This window comes from Aureimonas jatrophae (assembly GCF_900104035.1).
Classification (GTDB): domain Bacteria; phylum Pseudomonadota; class Alphaproteobacteria; order Rhizobiales; family Rhizobiaceae; genus Aureimonas; species Aureimonas jatrophae.
This window is the reverse complement of sequence record NZ_FNIT01000004.1, coordinates 41,091-60,109: the sequence shown is the minus strand read 5'-3', so window position 1 is coordinate 60,109 and position 19,019 is coordinate 41,091. Positions and strand designations below refer to the sequence as shown.

19 protein-coding genes are annotated in these 19,019 nt (G+C 71.0%); 5 read left to right on the top strand and 14 right to left on the bottom strand.

Features of this window, described 5'->3' with window-relative positions:
- Positions 1 to 68 precede the first annotated feature (68 nt).
- From BLQ76_RS10275 to BLQ76_RS10245, 7 genes are all read right to left on the bottom strand, one after another.
- Positions 69 to 434: a hypothetical protein gene (locus BLQ76_RS10275; RefSeq protein ID WP_090672821.1), complete on the bottom strand. Its 366-nt coding sequence runs from the start codon at positions 432 to 434 to the stop codon at positions 69 to 71.
- A 19-nt stretch (positions 435 to 453) separates the two neighbouring features.
- Complete coding sequence (locus BLQ76_RS10270) at positions 454 to 3,600, bottom strand: efflux RND transporter permease subunit (RefSeq protein WP_090672820.1); 3,147 nt, start codon at positions 3,598 to 3,600, stop codon at positions 454 to 456.
- Between the two features lie 10 nt (positions 3,601 to 3,610).
- Positions 3,611 to 5,302 carry an efflux RND transporter periplasmic adaptor subunit gene (locus BLQ76_RS10265; protein ID WP_090673328.1) on the bottom strand — a complete coding sequence of 564 codons (1,692 nt, stop codon included), beginning with the start codon at positions 5,300 to 5,302 and terminating at the stop codon, positions 3,611 to 3,613.
- 89 nt (positions 5,303 to 5,391) lie between these two features.
- Positions 5,392 to 5,802, bottom strand: coding sequence for a hypothetical protein (locus BLQ76_RS10260; protein WP_061934870.1), 411 nt, complete (start codon positions 5,800 to 5,802; stop codon positions 5,392 to 5,394).
- 128 nt (positions 5,803 to 5,930) lie between these two features.
- Positions 5,931 to 6,134: a heavy-metal-associated domain-containing protein gene (locus BLQ76_RS10255; RefSeq protein ID WP_061934966.1), complete on the bottom strand. Its 204-nt coding sequence runs from the start codon at positions 6,132 to 6,134 to the stop codon at positions 5,931 to 5,933.
- A gap of 59 nt (positions 6,135 to 6,193) precedes the next feature.
- On the bottom strand, positions 6,194 to 6,655 hold the full coding sequence (gene cueR, locus BLQ76_RS10250; RefSeq protein ID WP_061934869.1) for a Cu(I)-responsive transcriptional regulator: 462 nt from the start codon (positions 6,653 to 6,655) through the stop codon (positions 6,194 to 6,196).
- Entirely contained in the window at positions 6,642 to 9,179 is a 2,538-nt protein-coding gene (locus BLQ76_RS10245) for a heavy metal translocating P-type ATPase (RefSeq protein WP_061934867.1), read from the bottom strand. The genes cueR and BLQ76_RS10245 overlap by 14 nt, the downstream gene beginning before the upstream one ends.
- A gap of 238 nt (positions 9,180 to 9,417) precedes the next feature.
- Here BLQ76_RS10245 and BLQ76_RS10240 point away from each other — a divergent pair, with 238 nt between their 5' ends.
- Complete coding sequence (locus BLQ76_RS10240) at positions 9,418 to 9,882, top strand: hypothetical protein (protein ID WP_061934865.1); 465 nt, start codon at positions 9,418 to 9,420, stop codon at positions 9,880 to 9,882.
- 66 nt (positions 9,883 to 9,948) lie between these two features.
- On the opposite strand, the gene BLQ76_RS10235 is transcribed toward BLQ76_RS10240, so the two are convergent.
- From BLQ76_RS10235 to BLQ76_RS10210, 6 genes are all read right to left on the bottom strand, one after another.
- Positions 9,949 to 10,359 (bottom strand): hypothetical protein, encoded by a 411-nt coding sequence (locus BLQ76_RS10235; RefSeq protein ID WP_061934863.1) that lies wholly within the window; start codon positions 10,357 to 10,359, stop codon positions 9,949 to 9,951.
- A 162-nt stretch (positions 10,360 to 10,521) separates the two neighbouring features.
- Positions 10,522 to 11,226 carry an SCO family protein gene (locus tag BLQ76_RS10230; protein ID WP_244492575.1) on the bottom strand — a complete coding sequence of 235 codons (705 nt, stop codon included), beginning with the start codon at positions 11,224 to 11,226 and terminating at the stop codon, positions 10,522 to 10,524.
- Entirely contained in the window at positions 11,223 to 11,708 is a 486-nt protein-coding gene (locus tag BLQ76_RS10225; protein WP_061934860.1) for a copper chaperone PCu(A)C, read from the bottom strand. The genes BLQ76_RS10230 and BLQ76_RS10225 overlap by 4 nt, the downstream gene beginning before the upstream one ends.
- On the bottom strand, positions 11,705 to 12,148 hold the full coding sequence (locus BLQ76_RS10220; protein WP_061934858.1) for a DUF411 domain-containing protein: 444 nt from the start codon (positions 12,146 to 12,148) through the stop codon (positions 11,705 to 11,707). Before BLQ76_RS10220 ends, BLQ76_RS10225 begins: the two co-directional genes overlap by 4 nt.
- Before the next feature lie 20 nt (positions 12,149 to 12,168).
- Complete coding sequence (locus tag BLQ76_RS10215) at positions 12,169 to 12,771, bottom strand: methyltransferase family protein (RefSeq protein ID WP_061934856.1); 603 nt, start codon at positions 12,769 to 12,771, stop codon at positions 12,169 to 12,171.
- On the bottom strand, positions 12,768 to 14,951 hold the full coding sequence (locus BLQ76_RS10210; RefSeq protein ID WP_090672818.1) for a heavy metal translocating P-type ATPase: 2,184 nt from the start codon (positions 14,949 to 14,951) through the stop codon (positions 12,768 to 12,770). Before BLQ76_RS10210 ends, BLQ76_RS10215 begins: the two co-directional genes overlap by 4 nt.
- 68 nt (positions 14,952 to 15,019) lie before the next feature.
- On the opposite strand from BLQ76_RS10210, the gene BLQ76_RS10205 reads away from it, so the two are divergent.
- Both BLQ76_RS10205 and BLQ76_RS10200 read left to right on the top strand, forming a co-directional pair.
- A complete protein-coding gene (locus BLQ76_RS10205) occupies positions 15,020 to 15,442 on the top strand; it encodes a MerR family transcriptional regulator (protein ID WP_061934852.1) in 423 nt (140 codons plus the stop codon).
- A gap of 143 nt (positions 15,443 to 15,585) precedes the next feature.
- On the top strand, positions 15,586 to 16,602 hold the full coding sequence (locus BLQ76_RS10200) for a L,D-transpeptidase family protein (RefSeq protein ID WP_061934850.1): 1,017 nt from the start codon (positions 15,586 to 15,588) through the stop codon (positions 16,600 to 16,602).
- A gap of 64 nt (positions 16,603 to 16,666) precedes the next feature.
- Here BLQ76_RS10200 and mntR read toward each other — a convergent pair whose 3' ends face one another.
- Positions 16,667 to 17,095: a manganese-binding transcriptional regulator MntR gene (mntR, locus tag BLQ76_RS10195; protein ID WP_061934848.1), complete on the bottom strand. Its 429-nt coding sequence runs from the start codon at positions 17,093 to 17,095 to the stop codon at positions 16,667 to 16,669.
- 117 nt (positions 17,096 to 17,212) lie between these two features.
- On the opposite strand from mntR, the gene BLQ76_RS10190 reads away from it, so the two are divergent.
- Positions 17,213 to 18,568: an Nramp family divalent metal transporter gene (locus BLQ76_RS10190; RefSeq protein ID WP_061934846.1), complete on the top strand. Its 1,356-nt coding sequence runs from the start codon at positions 17,213 to 17,215 to the stop codon at positions 18,566 to 18,568.
- 97 nt (positions 18,569 to 18,665) lie between these two features.
- Positions 18,666 to 18,989, top strand: a complete 324-nt coding sequence (locus BLQ76_RS10185) for a hypothetical protein (protein ID WP_061934844.1) — start codon at positions 18,666 to 18,668, stop codon at positions 18,987 to 18,989.
- The last annotated feature ends 30 nt before the right edge of the window (positions 18,990 to 19,019 follow it).

The following is a 19,019-nucleotide window of genomic DNA, read 5'->3' as shown; positions in this document are numbered from 1 at the left end:
TCTCCTTGGTTGGCCCTCGGGCCGTTGGGGGTGTCTGTCGCGGGACGGCGGCTCGCCGCCCCGGAGGTTCAGTCGAACTTGGCCTGCGAGGTCTTCCCGTCGGGGCCCGTGAGCTGGACGGCGCCCTTCACCGGGCCCTCGGTGGGGGCGGCGAGCGTCCCCGAGAGGAAGCCGCCGGCCGGCGCGAGCGTGACGCGGGTCGGCTTGCCGCCGACGAGGACGACGGCGGTGCCCTTGAACCCGTCGGGTGCGAGGGGGGCGTCCGAGATGTCGCTGACGAACACCTTCACCTCCGTCCCGGCGGCCACGAGCTCGACGTGGTGCGAGCCCGCGTCGACGAGCGTGCCGCCGTTCGGGCCCTTGCGGGGTTCGTGGGCCTGGGCCGCCCCGGCGGCCAGCAAGGCGGCGGCGACGGCAAGTGCGCGGATGGTCATGGTCGGGATCTCCGTTGGGTCAGAAGGAATGTGCGGAGGCCGGGCCGGAAGCCGCGTCGGCTTCCTCCGGCACGGCTTGGCGGGCGGCCTCGACCAGTCGCTCCAGCGGCTTCCTGCCGTAGCGAAGGAAGAGGACGGGGGTCAGGAAGGTGTCGAGCAGCGTCGAGGAGACGAGGCCGCCGAAGATCGTCACCGCGACCGGGTGGAGGATCTCCTTGCCCGGTGCCGAGGCATCGATCATCAGCGGTACCAGCGCGACGCCCGCCGACAGCGCGGTCATCAGGACCGGGGTGAGCCGCTCCAGGCTGCCGCGCATCACGAGGCCCGGCCCGAAGGGCATCCCCTCGTGGATCGACAGGTTGATGTAGTGACTGATCTTCAGGATCCCGTTCCGGGCCGCGATGCCGGTCAGGGTGATGAAGCCGATCATCGAGGCGACCGAGAGCGGCTGCCCCGAGATCCACAGCGCCGCGACCGAGCCGATCAGGGCAAGCGGGATGCTGCCGAGGATGATCAGCGTGAAGACCGCCGAGCGGTAGCGGCTGTAAAGGATCGCGAAGATCATCGCGAGCGAGACCAAGGACAGGAGCCCGATCGTGCGGCTCGCCTCCTCCTGCGCCTGGAAGGTGCCCTCGAGGCTGGTGGAGAAGCCGGGCGGCAGGGCCGCCGCGGCGACCTCGGCCCGGATGCGCTCGATGATCCCGGCCATGTCCGCGTCGCCGGACGCGTTCGCCAGCACCACGACGCGGCGCTGCCCGTTCTCGCGCAGGATCTGGTTCGGCCCGTCCGTCTCCCTGACCTCCGCCAGTTCGCGGACGGGAACCCAGCCGGCCGGCGTCTCGATCAGGAGGTCGCCGAGCGCGCCCGTCGTGCGCTCCGCGTCCCCGAGCCGCATGACGACGTCGTAGGTCCGGTTGCCGTCGACGAGGCGCGAGACGACGCGCCCGTTGGAGAGTTGCTCCAGCTCCTCCGTCACCTTGGCCGGCTGGATCCCGAACAGCGCGGCCCGGGCGTAGTCGACCCTGATCTCGAGCTGCGGGATGCGGACCTGCTTCTCGACCTGGAGGTCGACGACGCCGGGGACGGTCGCGAGCCGCGCCCTCAGGCTCTCGGCGACGCTGCGCAGCGTGTCGATGTCCTCACCGAACACCTTCAGGGCGATCTGCGCCCGGACGCCGGACAGCATGTGGTCGAGGCGGTGCGAGATCGGCTGGCCGACGTTGACCGAGACCGGCAGGACGGACAGGCGCGAGCGTATGTCCGCCTCGATCGCCGCCTTCGGCCGCCCCGGCTCGAGGTCGACCTCGATCTCGGACGAGTGCACGCCCTCGGCGTGCTCGTCGAGTTCGGCGCGTCCCGTCCGGCGCCCGACGACGGAGACCTCCGGCACCTCCATGATGAGGCGTTCGGCGATCAGCCCGACGCGGTGCGACTCCGCCAGCGAGATGCCGGGGTTGAAGGCCATGCTGATGGTGAGCGTGCCCTCGTTGAATGGCGGCAGGAACGCGCGTGGCAGCGCGGTCGCCGCCACCGCCGCGACGCCGACCGCCAGCACCGCGCACGCCATCAGGAGCCGCGGCCAGCGGAAGGCCCGGTCGAGGAGCACGCGGTTGCCCGCCTTCAGCCAGCGCACGAGGAAACTCTCGTGCTCCTCGAGGCGCTTGAGGCTCGGCAGGAGGTAGTAGGCCATCACCGGGGTCAGCGTGATGGAAACCACGAGGCTGGCCAGGATCGAGACGATGTAGGCCTGCCCCAGCGGGGCGAAGAGCCGGCCCTCGATCCCCGATAGGGCGAAGAGTGGCACGAAGACGAGGACGATGATGACCGTCGCGTAGACGATGCCGGAGCGCACCTCCTGCGAGGCGGAGACGACGACGTCAAAAACGGAGCGCGGGTTGCCGAGCTCGCGGTTCTCCCGGAGGCGGCGGAAGATGTTCTCGACGTCCACCACCGCGTCGTCGACAAGCTCGCCGATGGCGATCGCCAGTCCCCCGAGCGTCATCGTGTTGATGGACAGGCCCATGAGGTGGAAGACGATCCCGGTCGCAAGGATCGAGACGGGGATGGCCGTCAGCGAGATGACGGTCGTGCGCACGTTGAGGAGGAAGGCGAACAGGACGACCGCCACGACGGCGATGGCCTCGAGGAGCACGGTCTCGACGTTCTTGACCGAGGTCTCGATGAAGTCGGCCTGGCGGAACAGGACCTGGTCGGCCTTGATGCCGTCGGGGAGCGAGGCGGTGACCTCGCCGAGGGCCGCCTCCAACTGCCGGGTCAGGGTGACCGTGTCGACGTTCGGCTGCTTCTCGATCGAGACGACGACGGCGGGCTTGCCCATGTACCCCGCCTCGCCACGCTTCTGGCGCGCCCCGAACGAGACGTCGGCCACTTGGGCGAGGAGGACAGGCTGGGTGCCCACGGTCGCGACGACGAGGCTTCTGAGGTCGTCGAGGCTGAGGCTCCGGCCGACGTTCCGGATCAGGAACTCGCGCGCGTACTGGTCGGTGAAGCCGCCGCCCGTGTTCGCGCCGAAGGAGGTCAGGGCCGCCTCGACCTGCTCCAGCGTGACCCCGAGGGCGCGGAGCGCCGCCGGGTTCGGCGCGACGCGGTACTGCCGCACCTCGCCGCCGATCGGGATCACCTGCGCGACGCCGGGGACGGAGAGGAGTCGCGGACGCACGACCGCGTCCGCGGCCTCGCGCAGCGCCATCGGCGAGACCCCCTCGGGCGCCGTCATGGCGACCAGCATGACCTGCCCCATGATCGAGGAGATCGGCCCCATCTGCGGGGTCACCCCGGCCGGGAGCTGGGAGCGCACGAGGGCCAGCTTCTCGGCGATCTGCTGGCGGTTCATGTAGATGTCGGTGTCCCAGTCGAACTCGACGTAGACGATCGACAGGCCGACGCCCGAAACCGACCGCACGCGGCTGACGCCCGGCAGGCCGTTCATCTGCGTCTCGATCGGGTAGGTGACGAGCTGCTCCACCTCCGGCGGGGCGAGACCCTCGGCTTCCGTCATCAGCGTGACGGTCGGCCTGTTCAGGTCGGGGAAGACATCGACGGGAAGCCGCGAGGAGACGAACGCGCCGTAGAGGACGAGGACCGCCGCGATCGCGAGCACGAGCATGCGGTTGCGCAGGGACTGCGTGACGAGGAACGTGAACATGGGCGCGGCCTCAACGGATCTGGTTGAGGAGCTCGGCGCCCTCGGTCACGACGCGGCTGCCCGCCTCGATGCCCGCGGCGACGAGGACGCGCTCGGCGTCGAGCGGCTGGACACGCACCTCCCTCGGCTCGAAGCGCTCGGCCCCGGTGTGAAGGAAGACGATGTCCTGGCCGTTCGAGCCGCGGAGGACGCTCGTGCGCGGCAGCGCCACGCCCGTCCGCGTCTCCTCGGTCTCAGCAAGGACCGTCAGCATCTGGCCGAGACGGAGGCCCTTGGCGCCGCGCTCGATGCTGAAGTGCACCGGAAGCGCCTGCGAGCGGTCCGCGAACCCTGCGCCCTCGAACCTCAGCGAGAGGCCTTCCGTGCCCGCGCCCGTCGCCGAGGCCGCCGAGAACGCCCCGGAGGAGCCGTAGGCCAGTGCCTCGACCCAGAGCCGGGCGGGATCGACGATGTGGAAGACGACGGCGTTGCTCTCCGCCATCTGGCCGGCGACGGCGTTGGCCGCGGCGACGACGCCTGAGACGGGGGCGACGAGAGGCTCCGGCCTCACCTGGACGTGGTCGATCGCGGCGCGGCGGTCGCGAAGGCCCTGGAGCTCGATCCTCGTCTCGTCGAGCGTCGTCTTGGCGACCGCCCCGCTCCTCACCAGCGTCTCGGACCGGCGGACCCTCTGCTCGGCGATCGAGATCGCCTGGTCGAGTTCGCTGAGACGCTGTTGGAGGTCCGACTGATCGATCGTCTGGATCGCCGACGCGACGTAGGCAAGGATATCCCCCGCCTCGACCTTGGAGCCAAGGCGCGGGAACCCTCCTTCCGGCGGCATGAGCCGTCCGGCGATGGACGCCTGAACGTAGCCGCTGGCGTTCGGGTCGGGGATCACGCGGCCGGGCATCTCGACGCTGCGGCGGTGGTCCGCGGGAACGGTCTTCACTGTCCGGATGGCGAGGATGCGCTGCGAGGGCTTTGGTACGAATACCGCGCCGTCGGGGAGCCGTTGCGCAAGGTCCCGCGCCCCAGTTGCGCCTCCTGCCGCCGTCGGCATGGCTGCCGGGGGCGTGCCGTGGTCGTGTCCCTCGTGCGCGAGGGCGAGCGAGCCGCCGAAGAGGAGGACGAGGGCCGTCGCCGTCCCGGCCGCGAGCAGGACCCTCCTGCGGAAGAGGGCCATTGCGAGGATGCCAAGGGCGAAGCCGGCCGCGCCGACGGTGAGGAGCGCGGGGTCGTTGCGGGACAGCCTTTCCTTCAGGTCGACCGACAGGGCCTCGCGCACCTCGGTCGCGAGGGCCGAGCCGACGAGCCAGCCCCCGCCCGCCGCCGCGACCGGCGCGGGCGCCTCGGGGATGGTGAGGGTCGTGGTGAGGAAGTCGACGTCGGTTCCGCTAGTGACCGTCGCGATGAGGTCGTGGGCGCCCGGCTGCCGGACCCAGTCCGCCTCCAGGCGGTATAGGTCCCTGTCCGCGGCTGCCGTCGCCGGGCCGGCGGGCGTGTCGATCTCGATCGTTGCCCCGACGACGGGCTCGTTGGTGTCGAAGCGGTCGAGGTGGATCTCGAGGGCGTTGCCGCGCGCCACGGCGACGAACTCGAACAGCGCGCTCTGCGCCTCGGCACGGGGGGCCGCTTGCGCCGAGGCTGTCGGCGGCGGTGGCCCGCCGTGGTCGTGGCCCTCATGGGCGGATGAAGGCGCGGCAAGCGCCATGACGGCCATCACGGCCGCGGTCAGGATACGGAGGGTCACGGGGTAAGCCCACGGTCTGGAACATCGCTCGGGGCGCGCGGACGCGCCCGTTCAGAATGTCAGACGAGGGCTCGGGGAGGCCGGACCGGACCGTCGACGACGGCGCCGTGGATGGCGTTCGGCTCCAGCGGGCGGCCATGCCCAGCGGGACGGGCCGCAGGGAGCGTCCACGAGGGGTTGGCGACCGCGGCCGTCATGCAGTTGGACATGCCCTTGCCGCAGCAGGAGCCTGCCAGGCCGGAATCGACGGGACTGTCCTTCGCGTCCTTCGCGGCGGCCAACTCGCGCGTGCTGGCGCCATCTGCGGGTTCGTCCACGGCATCGGTCGTGGCAACGGCCTCGGCGGCAGCCCGGACGGCAGGGGCGTCGTGGTTGGCATGGGCCTGCGCCGCCGACGAACAGAACAGCACGATGCCGACGACCACGAGGGTCGCGAACAGCGATGCCATCTTGTTCAGGACGAACGACATGCGGGCCTATGGATCTCCGAGGGACGGGGCAGGATTCAAGTCAGCGAAATCGAGCCGAATTTGGGCTCGAAGGGGATCGGCGTCATCCCCCCGCCGGAATTTGGGGAGGCACAAGCCGACGAAAAGGGTCAAGCAGTTAACGTTTCGTTCCGATAGCCCGCGGCCCTGATGGCCTCCCCGATGCTGGCCTCGCTGGCCGCGCTCTCGACGGTGACCGTGCCCGACGGCAGGTCGACGGTCACCTCGGCGGCCGGGTCGACCGACGTCACGGCCTTCCGCACGGTCGACGCGCAGTGGCCGCAGCTCATGTCCTGCACCTTCAGCTTCAGCATGGCAGTCTCCTTTCCGGGGAAGATGGGGGTTTCCATCGTTGGAAGGTCAAGGGCCGGGTTCATCGGATCCCCCCGACCTTCGTCAGCGCCCGCGACGCACGGCGGCGTGGCTGCGATGCCGCCTCCGGGGCGGCCCCGTCGGCAAGGCTGCCGATGATCGGGCAGTCGGGTCGGTCGTCCCCATGGCAGTTGCGGGCGAGGTGGCGGAGCGTGCCCGCCATCTCCTCCAGCTCGCGCATGCGGGCCTCGAGCATCTCGACCTGTTCCAACGCGATGCGCTTCACGTCGGCGCTGGCGCGGCCGCGATCGCGCCACAGGGCAAGCAGATGCCCGATCCTCTCCATGGAGAAGTTCAGGTCGCGGGCCCTTCGGATGAAGCGCAGCGTCGACACGTCGGCCGACGAATACATGCGGTAGCCGGATTCGGCGCGCTCGGCCGCCGGGATGAGCCCCGCCGCCTCGTAGTGGCGGATCATCTTGGCGCTGACGCCCGAGGCCTTGGCGGCTTCACCGATGTTCATGGGTCACCTCCCGGGTTGAGGGGTCGACGGGCGGTGCCGCGACCACGGCGGAGAAGCGCCGCAGGCGCAACGCGTTGCCGAGCACGAAGACGCTGGACAGCGCCATGGCGCCCGCCGCCAGCGCCGGCGACAGGAGCGTGCCGTTCAGCGGGTAGAGCAAGCCGGCCGCGACGGGGACGAGGACGACGTTGTAGGCGAAGGCCCAGAACAGGTTCTGCCGGATGTTCCGGATCGTCGCCCTCGAGACGGCGATGGCCGTGACGACGGCGTTGAGGTCGCCGGACATCAGCACCACATCAGCGCTCTCGATCGCGACGTCGGTGCCCGTGCCGACAGCGAGGCCCACGTCCGCCGCGGCGAGCGCCGGGGCGTCGTTGATGCCGTCGCCGACGAAGGCGACCTTGCCCGACAGCCCGAGGCTCTGGACGACCGTGACCTTGCCCTCCGGCAGGACCTCGGCGAACACCTCGTCGATGCCGAGACGGGCGGCGACCGCCTTGGCGGTCCGTTCGTTGTCGCCCGTCACCATGGCGACGCGCAGCCCGAGGCCGTGGAGCGCCCCGATCGCGGCGGCGCTCGTCGCCTTCACGGGATCCGATACGACGACCAGCGCCGCGAGGCGTCCGTCGACGGAGGCGTAGAGGGGTGACTTGCCCTCCAGCGACAGCCGTTCCGCCTCGGCGGCGAACGCGGACGGATCCAGGCCGAGGTGCGTCATGAGGCGGTCCGCCCCGACGGCGACGGCGCGCCCGCCGACGGTGGCCTCCACGCCGAACCCGGGGACTGCCTCGAAGCGGTCGACGGGCGAGACGGGCACGTCCTCCGCCTTCGCCGCCGCGACGATGGCGGCGGCGATCGGGTGCTCCGACTTCGCCTCGACGGAGGCGACGAGACCCAGCACGTCGCCGCGACCGAAACCGTCCGCGAGGACGAGGTCCGTCAGTTCGGGGCGGCCTTCCGTCAGCGTCCCGGTCTTGTCGAGGGCGACCACGTCGACTTCGCGCAGGGACTGCAAGGCCTCGCCGCGCCGGAAGAGCACGCCAAGCTCGGCCGCGCGTCCCGTTCCGACCATGACCGAGGTCGGCGTCGCGAGGCCCATCGCGCAGGGACAGGCGATGATGAGGACTGCGACCGCGTTCACGAGGGCGAAACCGAGCGCCGGGTCGGGTCCGAGGACCATCCACACGAGGAAGGTTAGCGCGGCGGCGGCCATCACCGCGGGGACGAACCAGCGCGTCACGCGGTCCACGAGCGCTTGGATCGGCAGCTTGCCGCCCTGCGCCTCCTCGACCATGCGGATGATCTGCGCCAGCACCGTGTCCCCGCCGACGCGGTCGGCGCGGTAGGTGAAGCTGCCGGTCTTGTTGATCGTGCCGCCGACCACGGACGCGCCGCCCTCCTTGGAGACGGGAACGGGCTCACCCGTGATCATGGACTCGTCGACGAAGGACGAGCCGGAGAGCACCGTCCCGTCCACCGGCACCCGCTCCCCGGGGCGCACCTCGACGGTGTCCCCGACCACGACCGCATCCAGCGGCACCTCGGCGAATCCACTGCCGCGCGCGACCCGCGCCGTCTTGGGGCGCAGCCCGACCAGGCGCTTGATCGCCTCGCCCGTCCGGCCCTTGGCCCGCGCCTCGAGGAGGCGTCCGAGGAGGATCAGCGTGACGATGACGGCGGCCGCCTCGAAGTAGACGTTCGCCGTCCCGGCGGGCAGCGCGCCGGGCAGGAAGGTGGCGACGACGGAGTAGCCCCAGGCCGCGAGCGTGCCGACGGCAACCAGCGAGTTCATGTCGGGCGCGAGGCGCGCCAGCGCGGGCAGTCCCTTGCGCAGGAAGCGCAGGCCGGGGCCGAACAGCACGAGCGAGGCGAGGACGAACTGGAGGACGCGGCTCTCCCACATCCCGATGCGGTCCATGACCAGGTCGTGAAAGGCGGGGACGAGGTGCGAGCCCATCTCGAGCACGAAGAGCGGCGCGGTGAGGATCGCGGCGACGAGGAGGTCGCGGCGCAGCAGCGCGTACTCCGCCTCCTTGGCGGCCCGGCGCGGGTCCTCGGCATCGGCGGCGGGCGCCGTGACGGCGCGCGGCTCGTATCCGGCACCTCGCACGGCGTCCTCGACCGTCCGCATGTCCACGGAGGGAAGCGCACGCACCGTGGCGCGCTCGGTCGCGAGGTTCACCGCGACGGTCGACACGCCGGGGACGGCGGCGATCGCCCGCTCGACCCGCTCGACGCAGGACGCGCAGCTCATGCCCTCGATGCCGAGCTCCCGCGTCTCCTGGCGGACCCCGTAGCCGGCCTCCTCGACCGCATGCAGGACCGCGGCCCCGTCGACGGTGCCCGCGAAAGTCACGTCGGCGCGCTCTGCGGCGAGGTTCACGGACGCGGAGGAGACGCCCGGCACCGCCGCGATGGCGCGCTCGACGCGGCCGACGCAGGACGCGCAGCTCATGCCCTCGATGTCGAGGCGGAGGACCCCGGCGGACTTCCCGAACTTCTCCGAGGGAACGGTCTGGTTCATCGGTTTCGTCCCGGAAATTTGCGACTTGCCGGAAGATGGGGCTTCCCACCATGGGAAGGTCAAGGGACACGCGAACGTCTTTCGCGACGCTTTCCTTCAGACCAACGTCCGTCGTCTTGACGTCGCTGCCGACGGTTTCCAAATCGGGCATTGCCCGGCTCGCGGGAGACGGGCCTGTGCCGCCGCCACGTCTCGCGGCGGCGCAGCGTATCCATGTTGCTCAACGGAGGATGTGGCTATGCAAACCCCATACGAAACGGACACCGGTCGGATCGCCGACGGACTGCCCGCAAGCTTTGAAAGCTCCTCGGTGCCCGGTGCGGACACCTTCAACCATCCCGACCAGGTCGTCTCGGCCGCTGGGCTCACAAAGAGCCAGAAGCGCATGCTGCTGGCCTCGTGGGCATCGGACCGCCGAACCGTCGAGGACAAGCCTTCGCTCCGTCGGCTCGACAGCGGCGCGGTGATCCCGATCGACGAGATCCTCGAGGCCATGACGGCGCTCGACCGGGACGGGGAACTCGCGGCATCGGGAACAGCCGACAGCCTCGCGGCACGGCGGACGAACCGCCTCGTCGCGAGGCTGGTGCGCCGCAGGCCGACGCCGTGGACGGATCGGAACGACGATCCCCCGCCCTCGGCCGCCGCGGCGGCGCGTCCGTTCTCGCCTATCTTCACCGAGGCGCTCGCTAGGTCGGCGTGACCCGTCGGCGCGAGCCTTCCCGACCGTGCGCCTGCCAGGAAGGCTCGCCCGGATCCGTCGGGCGGTTCAGCGCGTGCGCAGCACCGCCTCCGTGCCGGCGACGGTGCCACCCCCGTTCGGGAACGTCTCGACGGAGGTGATCGTGCCGAGGCCCGGCACGACGGCCCCCACCACGACGCGGACGAGGTCGTTCGGGGTCGCGAGGAACGCCTCGCCTTCGAAGACGGAGACGATGGAGTAGGCGTCGGCCTTGATCGCCTGCGGCTTGCTCGCCACGGGCATCGGGACGGGGATCTCGACCTTCTCCTCCGTCACTGCCGGCGGGGCCTCGCCGTCGCCTCTCAGGGCGGCGTAGGCCCCGCAGCAGGCGAGGAGCAGCGTTCCGCCCGCTATCGCCGCGAGGCCTCCCTTCGAGACCATCCACGCGGGCAGCATGCCCTTGCGGCGGTCCGGTTCAGCCGTGACGTCTCCAGCCATGCGATCGCTCCGGTCCCTTGCCTTCAAGCGGCGGCAGGATGCGGGCGGAGGATTGGTTTCCGATGGAGAAAACCGTTCGCATTCGAACGGCTCGGTCCGGCTGCGATGGCGTCGGGACCGGGTTGGACGCGGAGGCGCAGTCCCCTCGGCCCGTTTCGTCGATCAGCCGTTCGCCCCAGTAGCAATGGCCTCCCCCTTGCTGACGTTTCCCGCTTCCGCCGCCCGCCTGCCGCTGTCCCGGGTGGCTGCGTCGCCCGGCCGTTCAAGGAGGCGTTCCACCTTCTCCCGCCGGATCCTCGCGTCCTCGTGCATGTCCAGCGTGCCGACGAAGCCGCCGTCGCGGTCGTAGAGGTAGACCCCGGCGGAGTGGTCGATCGTGTAGTCGCCACCCTCCGTCGGCACCTTCCGGCGGTAGGCCTTGAAGGCGTCGAACGCCCTGTCGACCTCCGCCTCGGTGCCCGTGAGTCCCAAGATCCTCGGGTCGAAGGACTGGAGGTAGGCATTCAGGACCTCCGGCGTGTCCCGCTCCGGGTCCCCGCTGACGAGCACGACCTGGAGACCGTCCGAGCGAGGGCCGAGGTCCGCGAGGAGGACCGACAGCTCGCCCAGCGTCGTCGGGCAGATGTCGGGGCAATGCGTGAAGCCGAAGAACACGGCAACGGGCTTGCCGCGGAAGCCGGACCACGTCCGCGGCTTCCCGTCCTCGTCGACCAGCGCGAACTCTCCGCCGATCGGCACGGCCGCCGAGGTTCCGGCGGCGGGCGCCGACACGCCGCCCGGAAGCGTCCATGCCGCGCCGACGAGGGCGCCCGCGGCGACGACGACCACCGCGCCCCAGAGCGCGATCCGAACGGTGCGCAGGTTCACGGCTGGTGTCCCCCGTGGGAGGGGGCGGCCGCGCCGGCGCCGAAGCCCTCGACCGAGAAGCGGACCGGCACGGCTCCGGCACGCTCGAACACGAGGGTGCCGTCGAAGGACTGGCCCTTCACGATCGGCTCCTTGAGGTCGAGGAGCATGACGTGGGTACCGCCCGAGGCGAGCGTGACGGTCGCCCCCGGCTCCAGCACGACCCCGTCCTCGACGCGGCGCATGCGGGCGACGCCGTCCTCGACGGTGGAGGCATGGACCTCGAAGCGGCCGGCGACGGTTGCCGAACCCCCGACCAACCGATCCGGCTCCGTCCCGTCGTTGCGGATCGAGAGGTAGCCGACCCCGACCTTCGCGTTCGGCGGCGTCGGGCGGGAGGACGGATGGTCGATCGTGAGGCTGCCGGCCTTGAACTCGTGCGCACTGGCTGGCCCGAGCAGGACGGCAAGGCCAAGCGTGGTCGCGGCGGCAAGGAACCTCACTTCGGGTACCGTGCGAACACCGTCGACGTGCCGTCGCGGGCGACTAGGAGCACCTCGTAGGGTTCGTCGCTGGTCCCCATGCCCGGGCTTCCCGCAGGCATGTCGGGAACGGCGAGCCCGATCGCGTCCGGCTTCTCGGCGAGCAGGCGCTTCACCTCGGCTGCCGGGACATGGCCCTCGACGACGTAGCCGCCGACGAAGCCCGTGTGGCAGGAGGTCTGGCCCGGCTTCAGTCCGGCGCCCGTCTTCTTGGCGTAGAGGTCCGCCATGGCGAGGTTCTCGTTCGAGACCTCGAACCCTGCCTCCTCGAGGTGCTTCATCCAGCCGATGCAGCAGCCGCAGCCCGACGTCGAGAACACGTCGACGGTCTCGGCTGCGAACGCGGGTACGGTGAGGAGCGCGAGCGCCCCGGCGATGATCGTCGTCGGTCTGCGTCCCATGGGGTCACTCCTGTTCCATGTCAGATCCAGCGCCGCACGGCGCTTCGGTATGCGGTGTATGCGGGGCCGAACGAGTGTTCGAGGAAGCGCTCCTCGTCCCGGACTTGGACCTCGCAGGCGACCCAGAAGGCCAGCGCGCAGCCGATCATCGCCGGGGACGGCACGGCCACCGCGAGCCCTGCCGCCATCGCGAGCATCCCGAGGAACACGGGGTTGCGGCTGAGGCCAAATAAACCCGTCGTGACCAGGGCGTCAGGCGCCTCGTCCGGGATGCCGACCCGCCAGCGTCGGCCCATCCCGCTCCGGGCCACGACCGTCAGGACCTGCCCCGCGACGGCCAGCGCCAGACCGGACAGACGGACGGCGTAGGCCTCGCCCGCGAGCGGTGCGATCGCGGCCGACGCGCTCCCCGCCGCATGGAGCCCGAGGGCCGCGAGACCGCCCACGACGGTCGCGCCGAACAGGACGCGCGCCAGCGTCTGGCGGGGACTCCTCCCGAAGCCATAGGCACGCCCGCCGATCTCCCGGGACGTCCGACGGGTGGCGAGCGCAAGCCACGCCACGGTGACGGCGAGGACGATCGCCGGCCCGATGCGAAGGAGGTCGTCGGCGGCGGCGCTCACCGGGGCTTCCAGCCGAGGAGCCGCATGGCGTTGGCGGTCACGAGGACCGTCGCGCCCGTGTCGGCGAGGATCGCCGGCCATAGGCCCGTGATGCCGAGGACGGTGGTCACCAGGAAGACAGCCTTCAGGCCGAGGGCGATGGCGATGTTCGTCCGGATGTTGCCCATGGTCGCCTTGGACAACGCGATCATGTCGGGGATGTCCTTCACCCGGCCGTGGAGCACCGCCGCGTCCGCGGTCTCCAGCGCCACGTCGGTGCCGCCGCCCATGGCGATGCCGACGTCTGCGGCCGCCAGCGCCGGCGCGTCGTTGATGCCGTCGCCGACCTTGGCAACGACGAGCCCTTCGGACTGGAGTTCGCGCACGATGCGCTGCTTGTCCTGCGGCAGGAGCTCCGCCCGTGCCTCGATGCCGAGACCTGCCGCCACCGCCTCGGCCGTGCGCCTGTTGTCGCCCGTCAGCATGACGGCCCGGACGCCGGATGCCTTCAGGGCTGCCAGGCCCGCCACGGCATCCGGCCGGGCCTCGTCGCGCATCGCGATGAACCCGGCGACGGCCCCGCCGACCACGACCACGGACACGGTCTTGCCGTCCGCGTTCAGCGCCGCGATCGCGGCCTCCTGTTCGGGCGCGAGGACCACGCGCCTCCCGGCCGCCTGCGGCGACCCGAGGAACACCCGCTCCCCGCCGACCCCACCCTCGACGCCTTCGCCGGCCACTGCGTTCGCGTCGAACGAGGGCGGGGTCGGCACCCTTTCCGCCTTCGCACGCTCGAGGATCGCGACCGCCAGCGGATGGCTCGATCCCTTCTCGAGCGCGGCTGCCAGCGACAGGACCTGCGCGGCCGAGCGGCTGCCCGCCACGATGTCGGTCACGACGGGCTTGCCCGCGGTCAGCGTGCCCGTCTTGTCGAAGGCGACGGCGGTGATCCGGCCGAGGCTCTCGAGCACCGCGCCGCCCTTCATCAGGAGCCCGCGCCGGGCGCCCGCCGACAGGCCGGCCGCAATGGCCGCTGGGGTGGAGATGACCAGCGCGCAGGGGCAGCCGATCAGCAGGATCGCGAGGCCCTTGTAGATCCACTCGCTCCAGTCCGCCCCGAAGGCCAGAGGCGGCACGACGGCGACAGCCAAGCCGACCACGAGGACCGCGGGCGTGTAGACCTTGGAGAAGCGGTCGATGAAGCGCTCGGTCGGCGACTTCGCCTCCTGGGCCTCCTCGACGAGGCGGACGACGCGCGCGATCGTGTTGTCGGCCGCCGCGGCGGTCACCCGGACGCGCAGCACGCCCCCGGCGTTGATCGTGCCCGCGAAGACAGGATCACCGACGACCTTGCGCTTAGGGACGCTCTCGCCCGTGACCGGGGCCTCGTCGACCTCGCCCGACCCCTCGACGACCGCGCCATCGGCCGAGACGCGGTCGCCGGGCCTGACGAGGATGACCGTGCCGACGGCGAGGCTGTCGGCGGCCACCTCGGAGGTCTCGCCGTTCGCCTCGACGATCGCGGTCTTCGGCACCAATGCGGTCAGTCCCTGGATGCTCGCCCTCGCGCGCCCGGCAGCGACCCCTTCCAGCATCTCGCCGACCAGGAACAGCAGAACCACGGCGGCGGCCTCCTCCTCGGCCCCGATGAACACGGCGCCGACGGCGGCGATCGACATCAGCGCCTCGATCGAGAACGGCGTTCCGAACCGGGCGGCCGTGATGGCCCGCCACGCGACGGGCACCAGGCCGATGGCGAGCGCCGCGAGGAACGCGGGCCGCTCGAGCGAGGGGACCGCATGCCCGAGGACGTAGGCGGCCAAGAGGGCAACGCCGCAGGCGGCGGTGAGGCCCGCCTTGCGCGTCCGCCACCACGGCTTGCCCGCCTCGCCGAGGTCGTCGTGGGTGTGGCCCGCATGGTCGTGGCCGCCGGCGCTGTGGGAAGCGGACGGATGCCCGTCGGCGGCTGCCGCATGGCCCCCGGCCGGCTCCGCGCCGTAGCCAAGGTTGCGGACCTGGCGGACGACGGCGGCAGTGTCGAAGCCGTCGGCGTGGCTGACCCTCACCGTCCCGGCGGATACGGACACGGAGACGTCCTCCACGCCCGGGAGGCGACGGATGGCGGTATCGACTTTGTTCCCGCAAGCCGCGCAGTCCATCCCGGTGACCCTGTAGCGGCTCTCGTTCATGACGGCGCTCATGGCGCTCTCCTTGCGTGCGTGTCGGGAGAGGCGTACTTCCTCTAGCGGCTAGAGGAGCAAGAGGAAAAATGACGCAAGGCGTTCCGATCGGCGAGGCGTCGCGCGCGAGCGGCATCAAGGTGCCGACGATCCGGTACTACGAGCAGATCGGCCTTTTGGCCGCGCCGCCGCGGACGGAGGGCAACCGCCGCCTCTACGACGCGGGCGACCTCAGCCGCCTGCGCTTCATCCGGCACGCCCGCGAGCTCGGCTTCGAGATCGAGCCCATCCGCGAACTCCTGGCGCTGGCCGGGGAGCCGGACCGTCCGTGCGAGAGCGCCGACCGGATCGCCGCCGCGCATCTCGCCGACATCGACCACAAGATCGCCCGGCTGACGGCGCTGCGTGCGGAGATCGCGCGGATGACGAACTGCTCGAACCATTCGGTCGCGGAGTGCCGGGTGATCGAGGTCCTCGGCGATCACGGCGAGTGCCTGCACGAGACGCATTGAGGACCGACGGCTGCGGTCGCCTCACTTCCGCCGGATCGAGGCGTCTCTTGGCGGCCGCGACGGTTGCGGCCCCGGGTCATCCCCGCGACAGCCCGGCCGTCGATGATGGACGGAGACCCGCCACGACCAACCCTCGGAACGAGATGCACCTTCCCGCACGACGCCGCGCCCGCACCGCCACGCGACGAGCAGCGCTGGCCGTCGCCCTTCTCGGTCTCGCGTCCATGGGCGGCTGCATGTCGGTGTCGGATGAGACCTACAAGGACCTCGTGCCCACGGCCTACGCCGAGGCGAAGGCCCGTCCGCCAGGCTCGATCCTGGTGCGCATCTTCAAGGAGGAGAGCGAACTCGAGGTCTGGAAGCTCGGCGCGGACGGTCGCTACGCCCCGCACAAGACCCATCCGCTCTGCCGATGGTCCGGAAAGCTCGGTCCCAAGAAGACGAACGGCGACCGCCAGGCGCCCGAGGGCTTCTACCGGGTCACCCGGGCGCTGATGAACCCGAACTCGAAGTACCACCGCTCCTTCAACCTCGGTTACCCCAACCCGCTCGAGAAGTCGCTCGGCTACACGGGCGACTCGCTGATGGTGCACGGGGCCTGCTCGTCGTCCGGGTGCTTCGCGATGACCGACGAGGGCGTCGGCGAGGTCTACGCCGACGCGGAGAGGGCTTTCGCGCTCGGCCAGGGCGACTTCCAGGTTCAGTCCTTCCCATTCCGGATGACCGCCGAGCAGATGGCGCGCCACCGGAGCGACCCGAACATTGCGTTCTGGCGCAACCTGAAGCTCGGGTACGACATCTTCGAGGTGACGCGGAGGGAGCCCGAGGTCGCTGCCTGCGGCGGGCGTTACGTGTTCGACGCGCGGCGCAAGGACCGCCAGCCGATCGATCCGGCGGCCTCTTGCCCGCCGCTCGAGACGCGCGTCGCGCCCGAGGTGGCCGCCAAGCGCGAGAGGGACGACAGGTTGCTCCAGTCCCTGTTGTCCGAGGGCCGGGCGGGCATGCCGATGTCCTACGTCGACGGCGGGATGCACCCGCGGTATCGCGACATGCTCAAGCGGCTCGGGACGAAGGGCCTCTCCGTCGAGACGTCGATGGACGCCGTGCCCGTCAGCCGGCCCGAAGCGCTGGCCGAGGATCCGGCGGACGCGGAGCGCTGAGGCGGCAAGGCCCGGGCGGCCCCGCGCCGTCGCTCCGGATCGGACGTCCCGCCGTGCGTAACCCTCAGCGCGTCAGGAACCTGCGGAAGGCGTCGAGCGTGTCCTTCCCGACATGGTGCTCGATCCCCTCGGCATCCATCTCCGCCGACGCGGGCGCCACGCCGATCGCCTTCAGGAAGTCGACGACCAGGCGGTGCCGCGCCCTGACCCGTTCGGCGAGTTCCTTGCCCTCTGCCGTCAGGAAGATTGCCCGGTACGGCTCGGAGCTGACCAGACCGTCCCGGGCTAGCCGCTGCACGGTACGGGCGACAGTGCCGGGGGAGACGCCGAAGCGCTCGGCGAGGTCGGCCGCCCTTGCCTCGCCGCGCTCCGCGATCAGGTCGTCGATCATCTCGACGTAGTCCTCCGACAGCTCCGACTGGTTGGCCTTGCGCACGCGCGCGAACCGCGCCGCCGTCGTTGCCGCATCCGTTCCGTCGATCCCGCCCGTCATCCGCCGTCCTCCGTCTCCCTCATCTAGCGGAAATCGGCTCCGGGCACAAAGTTTGCTACTGGACAAACCATGTGCTGAGGAACAACTCTACGCGATCTCGGAGTGGGGCGCGGAACGATGTCTGGTTCGAACGAATGCACGGACGAGGCGGGGTGGAAGCGGGACCGCGGGGACGGATCGCTCCTCGACGTGCACCGCACCGTCCGCGTCGACCGCAACGCGCCGCCATGGCGCAAGGCGGCGGCCTTCCTCGGTCCGGGCTACCTCGTTGCCGTCGGCTACATGGATCCCGGCAACTGGGCGACGTCGATCGCCGGGGGCTCGGCCTTCGGCTACACCCTGCTCTTCGTCGCGCTCCTGTCGAACGTCATGGCGATCGTGTTGCAGTCGCTCTGCGCGCGCCTGGCGATCGCGTCGGGTCGTGACCTCGCACAGGCCTGCCGCGACGCATACCCGGGCTACGTCGCGCTGCCGCTCTGGTTCCTGGCCGAGATCGCCATCGTCGCCACCGACATCGCGGAGGTCATCGGCACCGCCATCGGCCTCAACCTCCTGTTCGGGATCCCGCTCGAGATCGGCGTCCTGATCACCGCCGTCGACGTGTTCCTGATCCTATGGCTCCAGCGGCTCGGCTTCCGATGGGTCGAGGCGCTGATCGTGACGCTGCTCGGCGTCATCGCGGTGTGCTTCGCCGTCCAGATCGCCATGGTCGACCCGAACTGGGGCGACGTGATCCGCGGGTTCGCCCCGACCACCGAGATCGTGTCGAACCCCGAGATGCTGTACCTCGCGCTCGGAATCCTCGGGGCCACCGTGATGCCCCACAACCTCTATCTCCATTCGGGCATCGTGCAGACGCGCGCCTACGGGACGACCCTGCCGGAGAAGCACCAGGCGCTGCGCTTCGCCACGATCGACTCCACCGTCGCGCTCTGCTTCGCGCTCCTCGTCAACGCGTCGATACTGATCCTGGCGGCCGGGGCCTTCCACACAACGGGACGGACCGGGATCGCCGAGCTCGGCGAGGCGCACAGCCTGCTCGCGCCGATCCTCGGGGCCGCCGTCGCGCCGACCCTGTTCGGCGTCGCGCTCCTGTGCTGCGGCATCAACTCCACCGTCACGGCGACGCTGGCCGGGCAGATCGTGATGGAGGGCTTCCTCGACATCCGGCTCGCGCCCTGGCTCCGGCGCCTGATCACCCGGATCATCGCCATCGTCCCAGCGGCCTCGGTGACGATCTGGTTCGGCGAGAGCGGCACCGCCCGCCTCCTGATCCTCACGCAGGTCGTCCTCAGCCTCCAGCTCTCGTTCGCGGTGTTCCCGCTGGTCATGTTCACGATGGATCGTCGCAAGATGGGCGAGCTCGTGGCTCCGCGCTGGCTGGCCGGCGTGGCGTTGGCGATCGCCGTGGCCATCGCGCTCCTGAACGTGAAGTTGCTCTTCGACTTCGTCCTGGGCGCCCGGTCGCATTGACCCGTCGCGTCGTCCCGGGCTGCCGGAACCCCTCGTGCTTGCCGGACTGCGGCATCGCCGCGGTTGACGCGGGGGTCCGAGCGGGGATCATGGGCGCATGAAGTTCGCCGCGCTCGCGCTCGTCCTGCTGGCCTCCCTGTTCGCCTCCCTCGCCCACGGGGCGGCGACGGTGCCCGGCTGCGCCGAGACCGTGGTGGTCGGGGTCGGGACGGACACCGGCGATGCCGCGCCCGCCGACGGCACGGACGGCAACGACATGCCGGACGACGTGCACTGCGGCTTCGGGCTGGTAGGGAACGTCCATCCGGAGATTGGCTCGCCCTGGTTCTCGGCCGCGCGCATCGGCACCGTTCCGGCCGATCTCCTGCTCGGGCGCGACCGCATGCCCGACGAGCGCCCCCCGGACCGGACGCGGACCTGAACCCGGCCCTTTCGGCCAACCAGTCCCCGT